This is a genomic window from Streptomyces sp. NPDC000941, from assembly GCF_053599555.1.
Genome location: NZ_JBSFMM010000056.1, coordinates 1 through 19,564, shown reverse-complemented (window position 1 = coordinate 19,564; position 19,564 = coordinate 1). Strand labels below are relative to the sequence as shown.

Sequence of the window (19,564 nt, the reverse complement as noted above, 5' to 3'; positions counted from 1 at the left end):
TCGTTGCGGCTGTCGGGAAGCGGGAGGTCGCTGGCCAGGACCGGACGGCCGGTGCGTGGTCCTTGCCGTTCCGGCGGATGACGCCGCCGACGCCGGGAGGCTCAGCGGATGTGGACCGGCAGTCGCTTGATACCGTGGACGAATTGGTGCGGGAGCCATTCGGGTTCGCCCACCTCCATGTCGGGTACGCGGGTGAGCAGTTCGTGGAAGATCGCCCTCAACTGCGTCTTGGCGACCACGTGTCCCAGGCAGTAGTGGATACCGCCGCCGCCGAACGCGATGTGCGGGTTGGGGGAGCGGGAGAGGTCGAAGTCGCGGGGCCTGTCGAAGACGGACCCGTCGCGGTTTCCCGAGCAGTAGAAGAGCCCCACCTTCTCGCCGGCCCGGATGGCGGTACCGCGGATCTCGGTGTCGACCTTGGCGACACGGGCGAAGTTCATGACCGGTGAGGCGTAGCGTACGAACTCCTCGACCGCCGTCCCGATGCGTCCGTCCCAGTCCGCCATGAGCCAGCGCTTCTGCTCGGGGTTCCGGGAGAGGGCGAGCATGGTGAGCGATGTGGTCTGTTTCGTGGTGTCGTTGCCCGCCGTGGCCAGCATGACCATGAAGGCACCGATGTGCTCGTCGGTCAGCCGCCGGCCATCGACCTCGGCCTGGACGATGTTGGTCATGAGATCGTCCTTGGGCCGGCGCCGTCGGTCCTGGGCGATCTCGATCGCCGCCTCGTGCAGGATCTGGATCTGGCGCTGCACCAGGGCCAGGCCGTCCACGCCGGCGGCGATGTCCTCCCTGCTGGGACCGGCGAACAGCACTTCGGCGGCACGGGTGACCGCCTCCCGGTCCTGCGGGGCGATGCCGATCATGTCGGAGACGGTGCGCATGGGTAGCCGGGCCGAGCAGGACCGGACGAAGTCGATGTCGCCTGCGCCGACCAGGCCGTCCACGATGTCCCGCGCGTCCGTTTCGATCTGTGCCTGGATGCGCGCGATCTGCTTGGGTGTGAAGGCCCCGCTGATCAGCCGGCGGAAGGCCCTGTGGTCGGGCGGGTCCATGACGAGGAAGAAGGAGGTCGTCTTCTGGAGCTCCTTGGACAGGGGGGTGACGCTGACTCCCTCGGCCGAGGAGAAGACCTCGTGGTTGCGGCTGACGGCTACGATGTCCTCGTGGCGGGTCACGGCCCAGAAGCCCGGCTCGGCGCCGGGGAACCCGCCGCCCAGCGGTTCGTGCCAGGTGATTCCGTCCTCGGCCCGCAGTTGGGCGAAGGTCATCTCGCGCTCGTCGAAGGTCTTGTCCCAGAACTCCCGGCTGGAGATGTCCAGTTCGTGGTAGGGCCGGGCGGGTTTGGGCTGGCTCTCGAGTTGCGTCACGTCGTACTCCATGGGTCAGGAGATGGTGGGGGGATGCGGCTCGTGTATGCGGCGCCGTGAGGATCGCGCGCATACCGGGCGACGGGGCGCTGATCACCCGCCTGGTGAAGTCCTGGCGATCACCATAACCGCAGAATTCTTATGAGTATAGATTTTTCGCTGCATGCGCTCGCCGGCCCGCTCGGATGGGTAGACGCAGGCGACGCGCAGGGACGCCGCGGGGGAGGGCGACCACGAGAGGTCTGCGGCGACATCACGCGCCGGCCCAGCGCGTGCTTGGGTCCTGTCGCCAAGCCACCGTCCTACGCGGTCGCCCTGTACCCGGGTGATATCGGCACCATCGGCGGCCAACCCCGCCTGCAAGGTCCCCGTGGCGGGGTGAGCGTCACCTCACGGGCAGGATGACGGCCGAGGGAGGGTCGGGATCGTGCAGGACCTGCTGCTCGGCCGTCCGCGGTCGGGTCGCCGTCGAGTGGGGTTCTCCCGTGCCAGGGTTGCGGCGGAAGCGGGGGAAGGCGCCGCTGGAGATCTGCGGGCGGATGCGGTGACCGCGACGGAAACGGTGGGCCGTCGGCCACAGTTGGACGGCGCCAGGGTGGGCCGGTCCACGCAGGTGAGGCTCGTCAGGCCGTCGTACACGTTGGCCGAGCGCCCCTCGGCGTCGACGTCGCACGGCCGCACGAAGGCATCGGTGTACGGCAGGCTGGAGCGGAACCAGATCTCGGCACTGACGTCGCCGATCACCTCGACGTCTTCGTCCAGTACGTCGGTCGTACCGGCGAGGTCATCACGGCCGGCCCCCAGACGCTTGTTGTTATGGCACAGCTGTCGCTGCTGTCCGAGCGGGCGTACGCGATTACCGCCCGGGCTCTGGGCATCCGTGGCGTCCGGGGCCAGGGTCTCGGACTTCTCGACAGCCTGGTGACGGCGGCCCAGCGGGAGGAGAGCCTTCGCCGGAGTGCACGGCGAGCCTTCCAGTCGCCGCGGGTGGGGTGCTGCGGGGGTGTCCGTCATCGGCGGCCCGCCTGACAGCCAGGGACTGCTTCAGCTGGGCGTCAAGGGCGTTAAGGCAATGGGTTGATTTGCATATACGGGATGGCATGTGAGTGGGCGCGTGGCACCGGCTTCAATTTTTGGCAGTGATAGATTTTGGGCGGAGAAACGTTGCGGCGACCGCCCGGGCTACTCAGTCCAGATGCAGGGAGAAAGCTCCATGAGCGATAGCGATGACATGACACCGGAACCAGCCGTCACCTGGATCGTGACGACGTCGGATCTGCCGTGGCAGACGCGCGAGGGCGCGTCGATCGGACCCATCACCGCCATGCCCGACGCGTTTGTCCGGCTCGATGCCCCGGCGCAGTCCGTCGAGGGGTTCGGAGCCTGCTTCAGCGCTCAGGGCTGGAAGGCTCTGAGCGCCTTGGACAAGGCACAGCGGAACGAAGTCCTGAGCCTGCTGTTCGCACCTGACGAGGGCGCCGGCTTCGCGCTGTGCCGTATGCCGATCGGGGCGAGCGACTTCGCTCTGGACTGGTACTCCTACGACGAGGTCGACGGTGACTTCGCACTCGACCACTTCAGCATCGCCCAAGACCTCGACACCCTCGTCCCCTTCATCCGAGCGGCACAGGCGCATCGGCCCGATCTCCGCCTCTGGGCGTCGCCGTGGAGCCCGCCTTCGTGGTTGAAGAGCAACCAGCACTATGCGGGGGCCATGCCGCCGCCGCACCTCGTCGGCGTGTCCAACGGCCTGCGTCCCGAGCAGGAAGGCCGGGAAGGCACCGACATGATGAACCTCGACGACCGCTACCTGGCCACCTACGCGGCGTACTTCGGCCGGTTCATCGACGCCTACCGGGCGGAGGGCATCTCCATCGGCATGGTCATGCCCCAGAACGAGTTCAACTCGCCACAGCCGTTCCCGAGTTGCACCTGGACTCCCGAAGGGCTGGTGCGCTTCGTCCGGCACCTCGGGCCGGAGATGCGGCGGCGTGGGGTGGAGGTGTTCGCCGGCACGCTGGAACGCGGCGACGAAGCGTTGCTGGAGCCTCTGTTCAAGGACGTCACGGCCGCCGGGTTCCTCAGCGGGGCGGGTTTCCAGTGGGAGGGCAAGCGTGCTGTCGCCGCGTTCCGCAGCCGCCATCCCGAGATGCGGATCTACCAGACGGAGCAGGAGTGCGGTGACGGCCGCAACGACTGGAGGCACTGCCGGTACGCGTGGTCGCAGATAAGGCACTACCTCCACAACGGGGCGAACGCCTACATGTACTGGAACCTCGCACTCGACGAGAACGCCGTGAGCACCTGGGGCTGGAGGCAGAACTCACTCGTCACGGTCGACACAGCCACAGGCACGTACACTCTCAACCACGAGTACTACGTGATGCGTCATGTCTCGCAGTTCGTGCGGCCGGGTGCGCGTGTCTTCGATACCGCCACCCTGAACGGGTACGAGAACCTGCTCACCTTCGCCAACCCGGACGGGAGCTTCGTGGTCGTCGTCCACAACGACCTCGCCCAGGACGACGAGATCAACGTGATGATCGGCGACCGGCTGCTGAAGGCCACCCTCCCGGCCGACTCGTTCAACACGTTCGTCGTCCCGCCGGCCGGCTGACGGGACTCGACCGACCCCTGAACGACCGGGCCCCGGCCGCATACGTTGCGCGGCCGGGGCCCGGTCGCAGGCGAGCACGGGACATTCGGGTCCGGGTGTCGCGGGCGCTGGTCATGCGCGGAGCGCCCGACGGGGGAGCGGTGGGCATCCGCGCCATCCCGACGGGCGGTCACACAGTCACGCGGTCACGTCCAGGTTGGTGCTGAGCCGGGCCGCGGAACTGCCCCCGACCCAGATGTCCAGCGTCGTAGCGTCCTGGACGAAGTCGCCGGTGGCGGCGGACCAGTAGCGCAACTGGTCCGGACCGAGCTCGAAGGTCACGGTGGCCGACTCGCCCGCGCCGAGCGTCACGCGCTCGAAGCTCTTGAGCTCGCGTACCGGGCGGGACGAGGTGCCGTACCGCTGGTGCGTGTAGAGCTGGACCACCTCGTCGGCGGTGCGGGCGGAGGTGTTGGTGACCTCCACGGAGACCTTCGCCGTCCCGCCCACCGGGATCGACGTACTGTCGACGCGCAGGTTCGCGTACTCGAACTCCCCGTAGGTCAGGCCGTGCCCGAACGGGTAGAGCGGGGTGCTCTCCTCCTCGTAGTAGCGCGTGCCTTGCTCGTCGGGCTCGAACGTCCGGTAGTGCCCGTACACCAGCGGCAGCTGGCCGACGTGGCGGGGCCAGGTGAACGGCAGGCGTCCGGCGGGGGAGACGTCCCCGAGGAGCAGAGCGGCGACGGCCTCGCCGCCTCGGGTCCCCGGGTACCAGGCCTGCACGATCGCCGGGACGTTCGCGTCCGCCCAGCGCAGGTCCACTGGACGGCCGCTCATCACGACGAGGACGACCGGGGTGCCGGTGGCGGTGATCCGCTGGAGCTGTTCGAGCTGGCGGCCGGGGAGGTCGAGGGTGGAGGTGGACGCCTTCTCGCCGATCTGGTTCTGCCGCTGGCCGACCACGACGACCGCCACGTCCGCCCCGGCGGCGAGGGTGACGGCCCGGTCGATCTCGGCGTCGTCGTCCCAGTCCGCGGGGGTCTTCTCGACCGTCTCGTCCATCTGGTCGAACGGAGTCGGGAATACCCGCTCGGCGATGCCCGCGCCGGGGGCGTATTCGACGCGGACGCCGTCGCCGAGGCGCTCCCGCAGTCCTTCCAGGACGGTCACGGTCTCCTCGTTGTCGTGGCCGAAGACCCAGGGGCCCAGCGTGTCGCGCTTGCTGTCGGCGAGCTGGCCGATGACGGCGACCGACGCCGGCTTCCCGGCCTCCAGGGGCAGGGTCCCCTCGTCGTTCTTGAGGAGCACCATCGACTGCTCCGCCGCCGAACGCGCCAGCTCCCGGTGGGCGGTCTCGGCGAGAATCGCCGGCGCGGCGTCCTCGTCGACGAACGGCTTCTCGAACAGGCCCATGCGGAACTTGGCGGTGAGCACGCGACGCACCGCCTGGTCCAGCTCCTCCGTGCCGACCTTCCCCTCCGCGAGCGCCTGCGGCAGGTTGTCGTACGCCGGGTCGAAGGCGGCCATCTCCATGTCCACACCGGCGTGCAGCGCACGCGCGGCGGCGTCCTTCTGGTCCCGCGCGAAGTGCTGGGTCTCCAGCGACCGCACCGCGTTGGCGTCCGAGACCACCCAGCCGTCGAAGCCCAGCGCGTCCCGCAGCACGTCGGTCAGCAGCCGGCGGTTGCCGGAGGCCGGGACGCCGTTGAGGTCCATGTAGGCGCTCATGATGTTGGCGGCGCCGGCGTCGATGGCGGCCTTGAAGGGCGGGAGGTAGACGTTCCACAGCTCGGAGTCGGAGATGTCCACGTCGTCGTAGTCCCGGCCGCCGCGTGCCGCGCCGTATCCGGCGAGGTGCTTCGGTCCGGCCAGCACGCGGTCCGGGCCGAGGCTGCCCTGGAATCCCCGCACCTGTGCGGCGGCGACGGCCGCGGTGAGCACCGGGTCCTCGCCGGAGCCCTCTATCATGCGGCCCCAGCGCGCGTCGCGGGCGATATCGATCATCGGCGCGAAGGTCCAGTGGATGCCGGACGCGCGGGCCTCCCGCGCGGCGACCGTCTGCGCGGCCTCGATGGCCTGCGGGGACCAGGTCGCGCTGAGCGCGATCGGCACCGGGAAGATCGTACGGAGCCCGTGGATCACGTCGTAGCCGAACAGCAGCGGGATCCCGAGGCGGCTGTCCTCCACCGCGCCGCGCTGCAGCCGGTTGGCCAACTTGGGTTCTCTCACGAAGAGCAGGCCGCCGACGCCGCCGTGCGCCACCGCGGCCTCCACCTTGCGGGGCTGGTCGATGTAGATGCGGTGCTCGGGCGGCAGGGACTCGATGTCGAAGCCCTCCGGCAAGGGCTCGCCGTTGCCGAAGTAGAAGTACATCGTGAGCTGTCCGGCCTTCTCCGCGGGAGTCATGCGGGACAGCAGGTCGTCGACACGCTCCTCGACGGGCAGGCCGGCATCGCGGTAGAGCAGATCGGTCATGGCTTCCTTCGGATTCTGTAGGTCGCGTGAGCAGTCGGAAATCGGGCGGCGCGCTTCGGCGGTCGTAAGCGGGGCGGCGCATGGGGCCGGGCTGCGCGCTCAGAGCGCCGCGAGCTCCTCCGCGAGCGTCCGGAGCGTTTCCTTCGGAAACGAACCGCCTGACATGGCCGCGATGGAGATCAGCGAGGTCGTACCGATCATCTGGAGGAGTTCGGTGTCGACGAGGGTGGGCGCGTGGGTGCGCAGCACCTCGACGGCCACCGGGTCCGAGACGAGGGCGGCGAGCGGTGTGCGCAGGCTGAACCGGCCGGCGGGGTAGTCCTCGGGGCGGGGCAGGGGCTCCGCCGCCTGCTCGGCCTGTCCGCGCTGCGCCCGCACCAGGAGGTGGGCCTCGGTCGCCGGTCCTTCGGCGGGCAGGCCGAGCCGGTCGTACTGGCTGGGCGGGGCGTCGTTCGCGCGCAGCAGGTCCAGGAGCAGGTTCGCCAGGCGCAGCTCCACCATGTCGTCGACGATCGGGGTGAGCTGTTCCGGGTCGGTGTGCAGGTCGAACAGGAGGGTGCCGAACCGGAAGGGGTTGAAGAAGGTCCGCCCGGCCACCCGGACGGTGCGCACGCCCTTGGTGAAGGTGAAGGGTTCGGCGAGTTCGATGTCGGCCAGTTCGTCGGGCGTGAAGCGGCCGCGCATATGCGTCGGCATCAGGGTGTGCTCGAACAGGGGGGCGTTGTCCTCGGACGCCGGAGCGCGCATGTAGACGTAGCGGCCGTCGGTGACGTTGACGTGCCCGCCGTGGATGCCGAACAGGCCGGCCTCGCGCACCGGCTCGTCGGCGGCCACCGGGAGCGGGACACCCTGCGTGTCGGCGGGCCGGTCCACGCCGAAGAAGTCCAGCAGGGTAGGGGCGAGGTCGATGGTCTGGACGAGGGCTTCGCGGCGCTCGCCGGCGGCGCCCGTCCTGGGGTCCCAGACGAAGAGGGGGAGGTGGACGAGTTCGTTGTACCAGGGCTGGACGGACTTGCCCCACCAGTTCTTCTCGCCCAGGAGCAGACCGTGGTCGGTGTTGACGATCAGCAGGGTGTCGGTCCACAGGTCCAGCTCGTCCATCAGGTCGAGGACGCGGCCGAGTGATCGGTCGCACATGGACAGCAGGGCGGCGTACTCGAGCCGGGCGTGCCGCACCTGTTCGTCCGTCTCGGTGACCTGCCGGTAGTCGGGCCAGTCGAAGTGCGGGCCGTCGTAGTCGTGCGGATAGAGGTCCTTGTACCGCTGGTGGCTGAAGAACGGCTCGTGCGGGTCGAAGGTCTCGATCTGGAGGAACCAGCGGTCCTCGGCGTGATTGGTCCGCAGGAATGCCAGACCGGCGTCGAAGGTGAGGGTCTGCGGGTGATGGTCCTCGGTCCGCATGTACTGTCGGTTCACCCAGTCCTGGCGGTAGCCCTCCGACCGCATCTCCTTGATGTCCTCGGGGATGGCCGGCGCGGCGACGTGTCCCTTCCAGGGGTCACCTTCCTGGCCGCGGAAGAACTCCCAGGTGTTGTAGCGGCCGTGGTAGGTGGCTCCGCCGTCCTCCCAGTAGTGCGGGTGGTCGCTGGCCAGGTGTGTGTACACTCCGGCGCGCTTGAGGAGTTCGGGCATGGAGTCGTCGAACGGCTCCAACGGGCCCCAGCTGCGGTGCAGGAAGTTGTGCCGGCCGGTGTGGATCTCACGTCGCGCGGGCATGCACGGCATCGATCCCGCGTAGCAGTTGTCGAAGGTGACGCTCCGCTCGGCCAGCCGCGCGAAGTTGGGGGCGTGGGTCCAGTCGCAGCCGTAGGAGGGCAGCATGTGCCGGTTGAGGCTGTCGAACATGACCATGATGGCTTTCATGCCGTGGTACTCCTTCTGCGGCCGGCAGGAGCGGTGACTCCGCTGGTCATACGGGGATGTCGGCGTCCCGGGCGCAGCGGAACCCGGTGTGCCCGCTGGCTCCGTCGGGTGTGTTCGCGGTGCGCGCGGCGACGCGGTAGCGGTTGCAGTACGACGTGTGGCACAGGTGGGAGCCGCCGCGGATGACCTTGTCCGTTCCGGTGGCGGGACCCTTCGGGTCGCGTGCTCCGGGCGCCGGGTGGTCGGTGGACCACCAGTCGGCGCACCACTCCCACACGTTCCCGGACGTGTTGTGGAGACCGAAGCCGTTGGGCTGGAAGGCGTCGACCGGCGCGGTGCCGCGGTGGCCGTCGGCGGCGGTGTTCTTGGTGGGGAAGATGCCCCGCCAGATGTTGCAGCGGTACTCGCCGTCCGGGTCGAGTTCGTTCCCCCACGGGTAGCGCTTCTGTTCCAAGCCGCCGCGTGCCGCGTACTCCCACTCGGCCTCGGTGGGCAGGCGCTTGCCCGCCCACGCGGCGTAGGCGACGGCGTCGTTCCAGGAGATGTGCACCACCGGATGGTCCCCGCGGCCGTCGAGCGTGCTGCCGGGACCTTCGGGGCGGTCCCACCGCGCCCCGGACACACCGCACCACCAGGGTGTCCGGCGCGGTCGGGGCGCTACGCGGCGCAGTGCGGCGGGGAGGAAACCGGCGAACACATAGGACCAGCCGAGGCGTTCGGCTTCGGTGACATGGCCGGTGGCGTCCACGAACTCCGCGAACTTGTCGTTGCTCACGGCGTGCGCGTCGATGTGGAAAGCACTGAGGCGTACCGGCCGGATCGGCCCCTCGCCGTCTTCCGGAAAGCCCTCGGCGTCATCCGTGCCCATCAGGAACTCCCCAGCGGGCAGCAGCACCATGCCGTCCAGGGAACCGGACCGGGCAGGTGTCGGGATCTCCGTGGCGCGGCCGGCTCGCCCGCCGGTCGGTGGAGCGCAGCAGGCGGGGCGCGCGGGCGAACGCTGGGTCATGGCGCGGGGTTCATAGTCGGGGCGGATGAGTCGGGACCGTCAGGGTGCGCCGGGGGAGCGGCTGCGGGAACCGGCTGTGGCTCGTAGGTGAAGCGGGTCAGCAGGGCGTCGCTGCCAAGGGCCTCGACGCCGATCACACGGCCGGTGAATCCGCCGGCGACCTCGGTCGAGATGTAGCGTCCGTCGATCGTGGCGAGGGTGCGGAACCCGTCGTCGGCCAGGTAGCCGAGGTGGAGGTCGTCCGGTCCCTTGGCGAAGCTGTACGCCTCGGTGTTGGCGGTCGCGCGTATGGCCAGGGGGCGGTCCGCCGGGACGCCGTCCGCCGTACCGAGCACCTGGTCGAGCGGACCGATCACCACGCGGGCCGAGAGGGTGCCGTTGCAGCGCTCTACCGCGGCCCAGTGGGCGTCGTCGATGCGCACGACCAGCGCCGCGTCCCCTTCGGGCAGTGTGGCTGTCACGTCCCAGGCGGCGTCGCGGGGCCGGGCGGCCAGGAGCCGCTCGGCCTCCCGCGCGACGGGCGACCGGCCGGCGAGCAGGCGAAGCCCCTCGCCCGGCCGCGGGATCGCGAAGGAGCGGGGGTCGGTCCCCGGCGCGATCCACCGGGGGTGCAGCTGCGGTGTGCCGAAGTCGTCGGTGAAGGCGGTGGGCGCCTCGGGAACGGTGTACCGGTCCTCGACGATCACGGGCCAGTCGTCCACCCAGTCCACGCCGACCAGGAAGGTCTCGCGCCCGTTGACATGGGACTCGGGGAATGACCCGCGCGGCCGCACACCCAGGTGCACCATCGCCCAGGAGCCGTCCGGCAGTTCGACCAGGTCACCGTGGCCGGCGTTCTGCACGGGATGCTCGATGCTGCGATGGGAGAGGATCGGGTTTCCCGGATGCGGCTCCCACGGGCCGGAGGGGGAGTGTGACCGTGCCACGCACACACCGTGCCCCGGGCCGGTACCGCCCTCGGCGACCAGAAGGTACCAGAAGTCACCGCGCCGGACCAGATGCGGTCCCTCGGTGTGGGCCAGGCCCGTGCCACTCCAGATGAGACCGGGCTCGGAGAGCAGCTTGCCGGTCGCGGGGTCCACGACGGCCTGGTGGATACCGCCCGGGAACGACCAGGTGAGGTAGCAGGTGCCGGCCTCGTCCCAGGCGAGGTCCGGGTCGATGCCGATCGCTCCGGTGGTGCGGACGGGGTCGCTCCACGGCCCCGCGGGGTCGCTCGCGCGGACGATGAGGTGCCCGTCCATCAGCGTTTCCCGGTTGGTGGTCACCATCCAGAACTCGCCGTCGTGGTGGCGTACGGTGGGCGCGTAGATGCCGGCGCTGGCGCCCTCCCGGCCCGGCCGTACATCGAACTGGCCAGGCCGGTCGAGGATGTTGCCGATCTGCTCCCAGCGGACGAGGTCGCGGCTGTGGAAGACGGGGACGCCCGGGAAGTACTCGAAGCTCGACGTCACCAGGTAGTAGTCCGCACCGACCCGGCAGATGGAGGGGTCCGGGTGGAAGCCGGGAACGATCGGATTGACGTTGACGGCCATGTACGGACCTCCGTGGAACTCGCCTTTACGCTCGGGCCCGTGCGACGAGGGCCTTGGGCTCACCCTAGTCGCTAATTTTTTTAAACGGTAGATTTTTGCGGTGGAAACATTCTGGGCACGCAGGCCGAGGTCACGAGGTGTAGGGCGGTGGGATCCGCGCTGTCGACGCGGGTGCGGGGGCGACCCGGCCGTCCCCTCCCCGAGGGGCCGAGCGGGCGCGCCCGTTCCTGTGCGGGCTACTCGACGCGTACCGCCGTAAGGTCGCTGTCCGCCTTGGTCGTGCCAGCGCCTTCGGCCTGCCCGTGTTGCGCGCTCACCTCCGCTTTCCGGGACTGCCCGGCCCCCAGAAGGGTGGCCGCGACGGAGGCGCAGGCGACCGTCGCGATGCCGAGCCATTGCGGCCAGGCGAGGTGCTGGCCGAGGACGAGGAGACCGAACAGGGCGCCGGCGGCCGGTTCCAGGCTCGTGAGCACGCTGAACACGCGAGGCGGGATGCGGCGTAGCGCTTCCAGGGTTCCTGTTGTGTCGTGCGGTGGTGCGGCGGCGCTCAGTCGCTCAGTCGGCCACGCGGAGCAGCAGCTTGCCGGTCGAGGTGCGTCCGCCCATCAGGCGGTGGGCCCCGGCCGCGTCCGACAGGGCGAACTCCGCGGTGACCGGAAGGTTCACCGTGCCGTCGCTGACAGTGCGGAAGGCGCGTTCGGCCAGGGCGCGCAGTGCCTCGGGTGCGGACTGCGCCAGGGCCAGGATGGAGAAGCCTCCGACGGACAGGCCGCGTGCGTAGAGTTCGGGCTGGCCCACATGCCAGGGCTCGGCTCCGCTCGCGTTGCCGAAGGACACCAGGCGTCCGTGGACGGCCAGGGCGTCGAGGCCGCGGCGCAGCGTGTCCCCGCCCACCGGGTCGAGGATCAGGTCGACGCCCCGGCCCGCGGTGGCGCGGCGCGCGTCGTTGTCGAAGGTGTCGGCCGTGAACACCTCGTCGTAGCCGTGCTTGAGCGCGTGCCCGGCCTTGGACGACGAGGAGACCACGCCGTACACCGCCGCGGCGCCGGCCGCCCGGGCCAGCTGGCCGGCCACCGTGCCGATGCCGCCCGCCGCGCCGTGCACGAGCACCGTCTGCCCCGCGCGCAGCCCTCCCACCTCGTGGAGCAGGGCGTGCGCGGTCGGCACCACGGTGGGCAGGGTGGCCGCGGTGCGCAGATCCAGGCCCTTGGGGAGCGGGAAGGCGGTGGCGGTGTCGGCGACGACCACCTCGGCGTAGGCGCCGCTGCCGACCAGGGCGGCAACCTCCTGGCCCGGGGTGAGGCCCTCGACGCCGTCACCGACGGCCCGGATCCGCCCGGAGACCTCCAGGCCGGGGCGGAACGGCAGCGACCGCACCCGGTAGCCCTCGGCGCGTGCCTTGAGGTCTGCGAAGTTCACGCCCACGTACGCGGCGTCGATGGTCACCTGTCCTGGCCCCGGTTCGGGGGTCTCGGCCTGCACGACCTGCAGCACCTCGGGGCCGCCGTACTCCTGGAACTCGACTGCACGCATCAGGGGGACGCGCCTTTCGGCAGGGTGTTCAATGGGAAGCGAACACTGGGACTGTAAGGTATTCGTCGAACACTTTGCAAGCGCCCGCTTTAAATTCGCAGCAGTGGTCAGGAGGGGCGGGGCCGGGAAGGTGTGGTTCTGCTGCGGCCGGCAGGTGAGCTCAAGGGCTCACCCCTGTTCATGGCTGTTGACGCCGACCGCGTGCACCATTGCGGCGGCGGGGGCAACGTGGCGTTGTCGACCGTGACGGGGCATCGGTCGAGGCTGATCCCGGCGGCGAAGGTTCACCCTGGTGGCCAATTTTTTTAGATGGTAGATTTTGGCTTACCGAAACGCCGTGGTCACCCCGGGCGGGGGCGCCGCGGTCCCGCCGGGCTGCCTGCACGGCCCCCGCGGTGGCGAGCCGCCAACTCATGGAGTCGACATGATCCGCACGTCCTTCAACGACGGCTGGCAGGTCCGGCCCAAGGTCAACCCCTTCGCCGAACTCTCAGGTCCCGTGGTCCCCTTCCGGCCGGTGACGGTGCCGCACGACGCGATGATCGAGCAGCAGCGGACCGCTCCGGAGGGCGAGGTGACGATGGAGGGCGCGGCGGGCGCCTACTTTCCGGGCGGGGTCTTCGAGTACCGCAAGACCTTCGCCGTCCCGGAGGAGTACCGGGGCAAGCGGATCTTCGTCGAGTTCGAGGGCGTGTACCGCGACGCGACCGTGTACATCAACGGCCACTACGCCGGGCAACGGCCCTACGGCTACTCGCACTTCCGCATCGACGCCGACCGCTTCCTGCGCTTGGGCGAGGACAACGAGATCCGCGTCGAGGCCCGCGCCCACCGGGATTCACGCTGGTACACAGGCGCGGGCATCTACCGGGACACCTGGCTCCTCGTGGGCGAAGTGGTGCGCATCGCCCCTGACGGCGTCCGGGTGACCACGCCCGACATCGACGGCTCGCGCGCCGTGGTCGAGGTCGCGACGGAGGTGGCCAACGACTCGATCGAGGTGCGTACGGTCCCCGTCGTCACGGAGGTACGGGACGCGTCCGGAGCCGTCGTCGCGAGCGATATGTCGAAGGTGACCGTTCTGCCGGGTGAGCCGGCCACGGTCCGGCAGCGTCTGTACGTCTCCGCCCCGGCGCTGTGGTCTCCCGAGTCGCCGTCCCTCTACGACTGCCAGGTGACCCTCGGCGATGTGGACGAGGAAACGGTCGCCTTCGGTATCCGTACGCTCCAGCTCGATCCCGAGTACGGTCTGCGCCTCAACGGCGAGACGGTGAAGCTGCGCGGTGCCTGCGTCCACCATGACAACGGAGTGCTCGGCGCGGCGACCTACGCCCGCGCCGAGGAGCGCCGGGTGCGGATCCTCAAGGAGGCCGGGTTCAACGCGATCCGCATCTCCCACCAGCCGATGAGCAAGCCGATGCTGGACGCCTGCGACCGCCTGGGCATGCTCGTCGTGGACGAGGCGTTCGACGTGTGGACCTCCGCCAAGAGCGAGTTCGACTACAGCCTCAACTTCCCCGAGTGGTGGGAGCGCGACATCGAGGCGATGGTCGCCAAGGACCGCAACCACCCCAGCGTCATCATGTACTCGATCGGCAACGAAATCCCCGAGACCGGCTCCCCCTTCGGCGCCGCGTGGGGCCGCAGGCTCGCCGAGAAGGTCCGCTCCCTGGACCCCACGCGTTACGTCACTAACGCCGTCAACGGCATGCTCGCCGTGATGAGCGAGCTGAGCGCCCTGCACCAGCAGTGGATGGAGCAGGCGGCGGAGAACGGTGCCGGCATCAACACCCTCATGGCCGACGCGGGCGACGCGATGAACACGGTCAGCTCCTCAGAACTGGTCACCGAGCGTACGGCAGAGTCCTTCGCCCTCCTCGATGTCGCCGGTATGAACTACGCCGAGGCCCGCTACGCCCTGGACCGCGACCTGTTCCCCAACCGGATCATCCTCGGCACCGAGACCTTCCCCACCCACATCGAGGGCAACTGGAAGCTGGTCGAGCAGTACGGGCACGTCATCGGCGACTTCACCTGGACCGGCTGGGACTACCTGGGCGAGGTCGGCATCGGACGGCCCCAGTACCTCCGCGAGGGCGACGGGCCGCTGCAGGCCCACAACGCCCCGTATCCGTATCTGGTGGCCGGCTGCGGCGACATCGACATCACCGGTCACCGCAGGCCCGCCTCCTACTACCGGGAGATCGTCTTCGGGCTGCGCGCCGAGCCGTACCTCGCGGTCCGCAGGCCCGAGCACCACGGGAAGACCTGGGCCGGGTCGCCGTGGGCCTGGAGCGATGCCGTTTCCAGCTGGACCTGGCCCGGCTTCGAGGGCAAGCCGGTCACCGTCGAGGTCTACAGCGACGCCGACGAGGTCGAACTCATCGGCAACGGCAACTCGTTCGGCCGACGGCCGGTGGGCGCGGACCACCGCTTCCGCACCGAGTTCGAGATCGTCTACGTGCCCGGGGAACTGGTCGCCGTCGCCTATCGGAACGGCGCCGAGGCCGGCCGCACCAGCCTGCAGTGGGCCAACGGCCCGGTGCGACTGACCGCCGAGGCCGATCGTGACGTGGTGCGGGCGACGGGCGGCGACCTGGCGTACGTCACTCTCACGCTCACCGACTGGCACGGCACCTGTCACACCGCGGCCGACCGGCCGGTGAGCCTCGAGGTTTCCGGGGCCGGTGAACTGATCGGGTTCGGCAGCGCCGACCCGTCGACCGAGGAGCGGTTCGACACCACGGAACGCCGTACGTACGAGGGGCGCGCCCTGGCCGTCCTGCGCCCCACCGCCGCAGGCGAGATCCGTCTCACCGCGACCGCGCCGGGATGTGACCCGGTGGACGTGGTCATCACGGCCGAATAGCCCCACGCAGAGCCGCCCCTAGCTGGAAACAACGGAACGGTGCCCATGATCGACCGTGAATCCCTCGTCCGCCGCCACACCATCGAGATCACCCGCCCCGACCCCGCCCACGTCCTGACGGTCGGCAACGGCGATTTCGCCTACTCCGCCGACATCACCGGTATGCAGACCTTCGTCGCGTACCACGACCAGTCCGCGGCCTTCGCCGAGCAGCGGCTCGCCGTCCACAACGCGACCATGTCGAACTGGGGATGGCACTCGATGCCCAACCCCGACGGCTTCATCCTCGACGACGCGATGACGACGTACGAGACGGCGCGCGGGCCCGTGCAGTACCCGGACAAATTCGACATGGCCTCGATGATGGGCGGCGAGCCGGCCGAGGAGTTCCGCGCCGGGGCCTGGCTGCACGCCAACCCGCAGCGGATCGACCTCGGACGCATCGGCCTCCAGCTCCGTACCGCCCCTGGGGCGGAGCCGGAGACCTGCCCCGAGGCGCTCGCCAACCCCCGCCAGCGGCTGGACCTCTGGCCGTCCACGCTCACCAGCAGCTTCGAGTACGCAGGTCAGGAGGTGCGCGTTACCACGGTCGCCGACCCGCATCACGCGCGGGTCGCCTTCCGTATCGAGTCGGAGCTCGTGGCGCGCGGCCTCGCCGGTGTCGTCCTGAGGTTCCCCTACGCCAGTGACGGGTTCTTCCAGACCTCCGACTGGACCTCGCCCGACAGGCACGAGTCGACCCTGGAAACGCTGGGAGAGCGGGCGGTCCGTATCCGCCGGGTGCTCGACGACACGGTCTACGCCGTACGGCTGGACTGGACCGAGGGAACGCTGTCAGCGGCGCCGGAGCCGCACGAGTTCGTGCTGACCAGTTCGGCCGACACGCTGGAACTGGTGGCAGACTTCTCGCCGGACCCGGACGACGAGCCCGGCAGCACCTCCTTCACGGCCGTGGCGGACGCGGCCGCCACCTGGTGGCGCGAGTTCTGGACCTCCGGTGCGGCCGTCGACTTCACGGGCAGCACCGATCCGCGGGCCGCGGAACTGGAGCGCCGCGTGTTGCTCTCGCAGTACCTGACCGCCGTGAACAGCTCCGGCTCGCTCCCGCCGCAGGAGTCGGGGCTGGTCGCCAACTCCTGGGGCGGCAAGTTCCACCTGGAGATGCACTGGTGGCACGCGGCCCACTTCGCCACCTGGGGCCGCCCCGAACTGCTCGAACGCAGCATGGACTGGTACCTGTCCATCCTCGATTCCGCGCGCGCCACCGCCCGACGGCAGAGCTACGAGGGCGCCCGCTGGCCCAAGCACGTGGGTCCCGACGGCCGGGAAAGCCCCTCGGACATCGGGGCACTGCTCGTCTGGCAACAGCCCCACCCGCTGTACCTGCTCGAACTGCTGCACCGCGCCCGACCGGACGAGAAGCGCCCGGAGCTGGTCACCCGCTTCGCCGAACTCGTCAAGGAGACGGCCCGGTTCATGGCCTCCTTCGTCGAGGAGCGCGACGGTGCGTTCCATCTGACGGCGCCCGTCATGCCCGCGCAGGAGTTCTACGACGCGAGGAGCACCGAGGACCCCACCTTCGAACTCGCCTACTGGTGGTGGGGACTGGAGATCGCGCAGATGTGGCGCGAACGCCTCGGACAGGAACGCGACCAGCGGTGGCAGCACATCCAGGACCACCTGGCCGCACCGCACCGCAGGGACGGGCTCTACACCGCGGTCGCGACCGAGCCCTACCTGCGCCGCGACGACCACCCCTCGCTGCTGTGCGCCTTCGGTGTCGTCCCGGCCGGCCCGCTCATCGACGCGGGCGTGATGGAGGCGACGCTCCTGGACGTCCTCGACGACTGGAAGTGGGACTCCGCCTGGGGCTGGGACTTCCCGACCATGGCCATGACCGCCACCCGCGTCGGCCGCCCGGACCTCGCGGTGGACGCCCTGCTCATGGACACCCCGAAGAACGCCTACTCAGCGGTCGGGCACAATCCGCAGTTCGGGGCTCTTCTGCCGCTCTACAACCCGGCCAACGGGGGCCTGCTGGCCGCCGTGTCCCTGATGGCGGCCGGCTGGGACTCCGCCGCCGCGGACTGCCCCGGCTTCCCGCGCGACGGCGGCTGGCAGGTCCGGCACGAGGGCTTCACCGTCTGGCCCTGACAGTTCCTTCAGCACCTGCTAATGAGAGAACCGAGTACGGCTTGAGGGTGGCGAACACCGGCGACTCGAATGGAGGGACGGTGGTGCCGCTGTACGCGCGCGACGAGTTCGCGTCCGTGGTCCGCCCGGTGTGGCAGCGGATCGCGTTCACGCGCGTGGGCCTCGCCGCGGGGGAGCCGGTGACGTGGTCCTCGATCCTTCCGTCCAGCGGTTCCATTCCACCCTTACCGGCGGTCGCGGGGGCATGGAGCCGGGCGAGATCACCGTACCGGTCGGCTTCGCCGTCGACGCGCTGCCCTGTACCGCGCCGGTGACGGCCGGATAGACCGACGGGCCGGGTGTCGCCGACCTGACACGCCGACACCCGGCCCGTCCGACCAGCCGTGCCTTCACGACGGTGCCGCGAGGCCGTCCAGGCCTCTGAGCACCGGCCACACAACCAACTTGTCGACGTACGAGGTGAAGTACGGTCTGACGAGTGACGGACCAGCGAAAGCCACGAGGCCCCGAGTGACCAACGAGCGAAAGCCGCGAGGCCCCTACAAGAAGAGCGCGGAGCGCCGGGAGCAGATCCTCCAGGCCGCCTACGAGGCCATCGAAGAGCACGGAGAAAGAGCCTCCCTGCAGGACATCGCCGACCGGGTCGGCGTGACGCAACCGGCGCTGACGTACTACTTCCCCACCCGTGACGACCTGCTGCTCGCCGTGTTGCAGCGACGGGACGTGGTGGGCAAGCAGGTCGCCGGCACGGGCGGACCCGAGGCGAACATGGTGGCGAGCACGCGCCACACCACCGACCACCTCGCGCTGGCCAAGCTGTACGTCACCCTCTCGGCGGCGGCCACCGATCCGGAGAGCCCCGCGCGCAGCTACTTTCGCGACCGCTACCGCAACCTGGCCGCCGAGGCCACGCAGGACTTCGAGGAACAGCAGCGAACCGGTGTGATCCGGGCCGACGAGCCCGCCGCGCATCTGGCCAGGGCGCTGCTCGCGGTGCTGGACGGCCTGCAGATCCAGTGGATGCACGATCCCACTGTCGACATCGCGGCCATCGCCGAGTCGTTCGCGCGGCTGCTGTCCTCCGGGTCGGCACAGGAGACGAAATCCGCCGACTGAGGCACCACATTCCCATTGTGACGAATTTTTGGTGAGCCGACCCCCGGGAGCGCCCATGCCACTCGACCCGTTTCTCGCCGAGAAGCTCCACCTCCTCCAGGGGCTCAGCTGGGAGGACGCCCAGTCCGACCCGCAGGCCATGGAACGGTTCGCCGAGTACTTCCGCGATCCGCGCGAGTGGAGCACCCCGGACCTCACGATCGAGGACCGCATGGTCTCGGGACCCCACGGAGAGATCCCCGTCCGGATCTACACGCCGCGCACCGAGCCCCGCCGCGCACTGCTGTGGCTGCACGGCGGCGGGTTCATGGGCGGCGACCTCGAGATGCCGGAGGCGCACGTCGTGTCCGCCGAACTCGCCGCGCGTGCCCAGGCGTTGGTCGTCTCCGTGGACTACCGACTGGCCGTGGACGGCGTCCGCTACCCGGTTCCGGTCGACGACGCGCACGCCGCATGGCTCTGGCTCGCCGACAGCGGGCTGACGCCGTCCGGCCCCGTCGCTCTCGGGGGCGCGAGCGCGGGTGCCGCTCTCGCCCTGTCCACGGCGATCCGGCTCCGCGACCAGGGCGAGCCCTGCCCGGGTGCCCTGCTGCTCGCCTATCCCTTCGTGCACTTCCCGACCCCAGCCCTGGACGACGAGACGGCGGCCGCCATGCGGGAGCTGCCGGCCCTGATGCGGTTCCCTACGGCCGGCATCGAGTACATGGTGCGCAACTACGTGGGTCGTCTGACGGATCTGCCCCCGGCCGCGATGCCCGGCGCCGCGAACCTGGCCGGCCTGCCCGCGACCGGCATCGTCCTTGCCGAGTACGACGACCTGCGACCCTCCGGCGACCTGCTGGCCCGGCAACTGGAGGACTCGTCGGTCCCCGTGCGGACGTATCTCGCGGCGGGCATGACGCACGGCCACCTGAACCGCGGCCCGTCCCTCAAGGAGGTCGACCGCTCGCTCGACTTCTTCGCGACGGTGCTCGCGGGCTGATCTACCAGGCACGAGAAGGGTGGCCGCGGGCCGGGGGGCCGGGGCCCGGTCGTGGCAGGGGGCGG

General features: G+C 70.0%; 14 protein-coding genes. 6 read left to right on the top strand and 8 right to left on the bottom strand.

What is annotated here, in order from left to right; all coding sequences use genetic code 11:
• Nucleotides 1-101: 101 nt before the first annotated feature.
• Nucleotides 102-1,367 carry a cytochrome P450 gene (locus ACWDSL_RS19825; RefSeq protein WP_450487059.1) on the bottom strand — a complete coding sequence of 422 codons (1,266 nt, stop codon included), beginning with the start codon at nucleotides 1,365-1,367 and terminating at the stop codon, nucleotides 102-104.
• A 385-nt stretch (nucleotides 1,368-1,752) separates the two neighbouring features.
• Nucleotides 1,753-2,040 (bottom strand): CocE/NonD family hydrolase C-terminal non-catalytic domain-containing protein, encoded by a 288-nt coding sequence (locus ACWDSL_RS19820; protein WP_450487057.1) that lies wholly within the window; start codon nucleotides 2,038-2,040, stop codon nucleotides 1,753-1,755.
• Nucleotides 2,041-2,580: 540 nt separating this feature from the next.
• Between ACWDSL_RS19820 and ACWDSL_RS19815 the strand changes: the two genes are divergently transcribed.
• Nucleotides 2,581-3,984 carry a glycoside hydrolase family 30 protein gene (locus tag ACWDSL_RS19815; RefSeq protein WP_450487055.1) on the top strand — a complete coding sequence of 468 codons (1,404 nt, stop codon included), beginning with the start codon at nucleotides 2,581-2,583 and terminating at the stop codon, nucleotides 3,982-3,984.
• Nucleotides 3,985-4,161: 177 nt separating this feature from the next.
• Here ACWDSL_RS19815 and ACWDSL_RS19810 read toward each other — a convergent pair whose 3' ends face one another.
• The 6 genes from ACWDSL_RS19810 to ACWDSL_RS19785 all read right to left on the bottom strand — a co-directional run bounded on the left by ACWDSL_RS19810 (nucleotide 4,162) and on the right by ACWDSL_RS19785 (nucleotide 12,378).
• Entirely contained in the window at nucleotides 4,162-6,438 is a 2,277-nt protein-coding gene (locus ACWDSL_RS19810) for a glycoside hydrolase family 3 N-terminal domain-containing protein (protein ID WP_450487053.1), read from the bottom strand.
• 99 nt (nucleotides 6,439-6,537) lie between these two features.
• The gene (locus tag ACWDSL_RS19805) at nucleotides 6,538-8,301 is read right to left on the bottom strand and encodes a sulfatase (RefSeq protein WP_450487051.1); all 1,764 of its coding nucleotides are present in this window, start codon (nucleotides 8,299-8,301) and stop codon (nucleotides 6,538-6,540) included.
• A gap of 46 nt (nucleotides 8,302-8,347) precedes the next feature.
• Nucleotides 8,348-9,310 (bottom strand): formylglycine-generating enzyme family protein, encoded by a 963-nt coding sequence (locus ACWDSL_RS19800; RefSeq protein WP_450487049.1) that lies wholly within the window; start codon nucleotides 9,308-9,310, stop codon nucleotides 8,348-8,350.
• Nucleotides 9,307-10,845 (bottom strand): family 43 glycosylhydrolase, encoded by a 1,539-nt coding sequence (locus tag ACWDSL_RS19795; RefSeq protein ID WP_450487047.1) that lies wholly within the window; start codon nucleotides 10,843-10,845, stop codon nucleotides 9,307-9,309. Before ACWDSL_RS19795 ends, ACWDSL_RS19800 begins: the two co-directional genes overlap by 4 nt.
• A gap of 236 nt (nucleotides 10,846-11,081) precedes the next feature.
• Entirely contained in the window at nucleotides 11,082-11,357 is a 276-nt protein-coding gene (locus ACWDSL_RS19790; RefSeq protein ID WP_450487115.1) for an EamA family transporter, read from the bottom strand.
• Nucleotides 11,358-11,400: 43 nt separating this feature from the next.
• The gene (locus ACWDSL_RS19785) at nucleotides 11,401-12,378 is read right to left on the bottom strand and encodes a quinone oxidoreductase family protein (RefSeq protein ID WP_450487045.1); all 978 of its coding nucleotides are present in this window, start codon (nucleotides 12,376-12,378) and stop codon (nucleotides 11,401-11,403) included.
• A 424-nt stretch (nucleotides 12,379-12,802) separates the two neighbouring features.
• Between ACWDSL_RS19785 and ACWDSL_RS19780 the strand changes: the two genes are divergently transcribed.
• The 5 genes from ACWDSL_RS19780 to ACWDSL_RS19760 all read left to right on the top strand — a co-directional run bounded on the left by ACWDSL_RS19780 (nucleotide 12,803) and on the right by ACWDSL_RS19760 (nucleotide 19,499).
• Entirely contained in the window at nucleotides 12,803-15,247 is a 2,445-nt protein-coding gene (locus ACWDSL_RS19780; protein ID WP_450487043.1) for a glycoside hydrolase family 2 TIM barrel-domain containing protein, read from the top strand.
• Between the two features lie 45 nt (nucleotides 15,248-15,292).
• Nucleotides 15,293-17,401, top strand: a complete 2,109-nt coding sequence (locus tag ACWDSL_RS19775) for a hypothetical protein (RefSeq protein ID WP_450487041.1) — start codon at nucleotides 15,293-15,295, stop codon at nucleotides 17,399-17,401.
• A 184-nt stretch (nucleotides 17,402-17,585) separates the two neighbouring features.
• Nucleotides 17,586-17,726: a hypothetical protein gene (locus tag ACWDSL_RS19770; protein ID WP_450487039.1), complete on the top strand. Its 141-nt coding sequence runs from the start codon at nucleotides 17,586-17,588 to the stop codon at nucleotides 17,724-17,726.
• Between the two features lie 185 nt (nucleotides 17,727-17,911).
• Entirely contained in the window at nucleotides 17,912-18,517 is a 606-nt protein-coding gene (locus ACWDSL_RS19765) for a TetR/AcrR family transcriptional regulator (RefSeq protein WP_450487037.1), read from the top strand.
• A 55-nt stretch (nucleotides 18,518-18,572) separates the two neighbouring features.
• Nucleotides 18,573-19,499, top strand: coding sequence for an alpha/beta hydrolase fold domain-containing protein (locus ACWDSL_RS19760; protein WP_450487035.1), 927 nt, complete (start codon nucleotides 18,573-18,575; stop codon nucleotides 19,497-19,499).
• Nucleotides 19,500-19,564 lie beyond the last annotated feature (65 nt).

Bases quoted from the DNA above. Each gene is read 5' to 3' on its own strand.
- ACWDSL_RS19800 (WP_450487049.1), bottom strand. From the start codon at position 9,310: ATGACCCAGCGTTCGCCCGCGCGCCCCGCCTGCTGCGCTCCACCGACC.
- ACWDSL_RS19805 (WP_450487051.1), bottom strand. From the start codon at position 8,301: ATGAAAGCCATCATGGTCATGTTCGACAGCCTCAACCGGCACATGCTG.
- ACWDSL_RS19780 (WP_450487043.1), top strand. From the start codon at position 12,803: ATGATCCGCACGTCCTTCAACGACGGCTGGCAGGTCCGGCCCAAGGTC.
- ACWDSL_RS19785 (WP_450487045.1), bottom strand. From the start codon at position 12,378: ATGCGTGCAGTCGAGTTCCAGGAGTACGGCGGCCCCGAGGTGCTGCAG.
- ACWDSL_RS19775 (WP_450487041.1), top strand. From the start codon at position 15,293: ATGATCGACCGTGAATCCCTCGTCCGCCGCCACACCATCGAGATCACC.
- ACWDSL_RS19760 (WP_450487035.1), top strand. From the start codon at position 18,573: ATGCCACTCGACCCGTTTCTCGCCGAGAAGCTCCACCTCCTCCAGGGG.
- ACWDSL_RS19815 (WP_450487055.1), top strand. From the start codon at position 2,581: ATGAGCGATAGCGATGACATGACACCGGAACCAGCCGTCACCTGGATC.
- ACWDSL_RS19810 (WP_450487053.1), bottom strand. From the start codon at position 6,438: ATGACCGATCTGCTCTACCGCGATGCCGGCCTGCCCGTCGAGGAGCGT.
- ACWDSL_RS19795 (WP_450487047.1), bottom strand. From the start codon at position 10,845: ATGGCCGTCAACGTCAATCCGATCGTTCCCGGCTTCCACCCGGACCCC.